This is a genomic window from Pedobacter sp. 01N416, from assembly GCF_056399685.1.
Window position 1 is genome coordinate 1 of record NZ_JBFTRT010000742.1, and the last position, 2027, is coordinate 2027.

A 2027-nucleotide genomic window follows, 5' to 3' on the forward strand; every position below is an offset into this window, starting at 1 on the left:
CAAGTCTCCAACATCTTGTTGGGCACTTGCTTTTTGAGTCATCACTAATAAAAATAAGGCACATATGGCCTTTAAAGCGTAGCATTTTTTCATATAGAAAATTTAGAATGTTTTGATTGTGAGTAAAGATAAGGCTGTTTTTTCGAAAACTGCAATCATTGAAAAATTCTTGAAGTTAAAAGTTTATTTTTGCGCCATGGAAAATGTGGTCGAATTGCAGGAATCAGAAGAACAGGAATTATATGAACATTTAAAAATTATTGTAGATAAGGGGCAATCGCTGCTTCGTATCGATAAATTTTTGATGGTGCGCGTAGAAAATGCCTCCCGAAACCGTATTCAAAATGCAATTGATGCAGGTAATGTATTGGTTAACCAGAAACAGATCAAAGCGAGTTATAAGGTTAAACCTTATGATGAAATATCTATCGTTTTACCTCACCCACCGCGCGATACCGAAGTTTATCCTGAAGATTTACCGCTTGATATTATTTACGAGGATAGTGATCTTTTGGTGGTGAATAAAGCTGCAGGAATGGTTGTACACCCCGGTTTTAATAATTATACCGGAACTTTGGTTAATGCTTTGGCATTCCATTTTGAGCAACTGCCTCAGTTACCTGGCAATGATGGCCGACCAGGCCTAGTGCACCGCATTGATAAGGATACCTCGGGTTTATTGCTGATCAGTAAAAATGAAAAGTCGATTACACACCTTGCACGTCAGTTTTTCGACCACAGCATTACCCGTAAATATATTGCACTGGTTTGGGGCGATATCGAAAACGATGGAACGGTAACCGGTTACATTGGTAGAAGTGTGAAGGATCGCCGTGTGATGGATATTTATGATGATGAAGAAAAAGGAAAATGGTCTGTAACGCACTATAAAGTATTAAAACGTTTGGGTTACGTTACTTTGATCAGTTGTGAGTTAGAAACAGGTCGTACGCACCAGATCAGGGCGCATATGCAACATATTGGTCATCCACTTTTTAACGATGCAATGTACGGTGGAGATAAGATTTTAAAAGGGACTACGTTTAATAAGTACAAACAGTTTGTAGATAATTGTTTTGAATTGCTGCCCCGTCAGGCTTTACACGCACAAAGTTTGGGTTTTATCCATCCCAGCACTAAAGAGTATATGTATTTTGAATCGTCATTGCCACCCGATTTTAAAGCTGGCTTAACCAAATGGGAAAATTATATCGCTACATCATAAAATATGCTTCAGGAGTACCTTTTATTTAATGATGAATTTCAGGCGGTAGATGCCCCGATTTTAACGGCTTCGAACAGAAGCTTCAAATTTGGCGATGGACTGTTCGAAAGCATGCGGATGATTAATAATAAGCTGCAATTTGCCGATTTACATGCCGATAGATTAACGGCTGGCATGAAAGCGCTTAAAATTGACGGTCATGCTTTAATGGACGATTATTTTCTGCGCCAAAAAACTGCCGACCTGGCCAAAAGGAACAAGTGGAATGGCAATGTCCGTTTTCGCCTTTCTGTATACAGGGGTGGAGCTGGCGTTTATACACCCGAAATTAATAAAGCAGGTTACATTTTAGAAGGTATTCCCTTAAAAGCATCCACATACGAGTTGAACAGCAAAGGTTTGATCATTGATGTTTTTGATGAAATGACCAAACCGGTTAATAAACTCTCGAATTTTAAAACAGCCAATGCGCTGCTTTATGTCATGGCCGGAATTTTTAAAAGCCAAAACCGTTTGGATGAGGCAATGATTCTGAACCAATATGGCTTTCTTTGCGAAAGTATCAGTGCCAATGTTTTTGTCGTATATAACAAACAGATTTATACGCCGTCGCTAGCTGAAGGTTGTATAAGCGGTGTAATGCGTACGGCCATTATGCAGTTGTGCAAAATGAACGATATGCCTTTAATCGAAGCGCAGATCAATCCCGAAATATTAAAAGAAGCCGAAGAAGTGTTTATTACCAACGCAACGCAAGGCATTCAATGGGTAATGGGTTACGGCAGGAAGCGTTATTTTAACG

At 39.3% G+C, this 2027-nt stretch carries 2 protein-coding genes; both read left to right on the top strand.

The features are described from left to right. Window positions 1–196 precede the first annotated feature (196 nt). Window positions 197–1225, top strand: coding sequence for an RluA family pseudouridine synthase (locus AC1DND_RS26555; RefSeq protein ID WP_477585687.1), 1029 nt, complete (start codon window positions 197–199; stop codon window positions 1223–1225). Between the two features lie 3 nt (window positions 1226–1228). Beyond that, window positions 1229–2027 (top strand): aminotransferase class IV (locus tag AC1DND_RS26560; protein WP_477585689.1); only part of this gene is annotated, 799 nt, incomplete at its 3' end.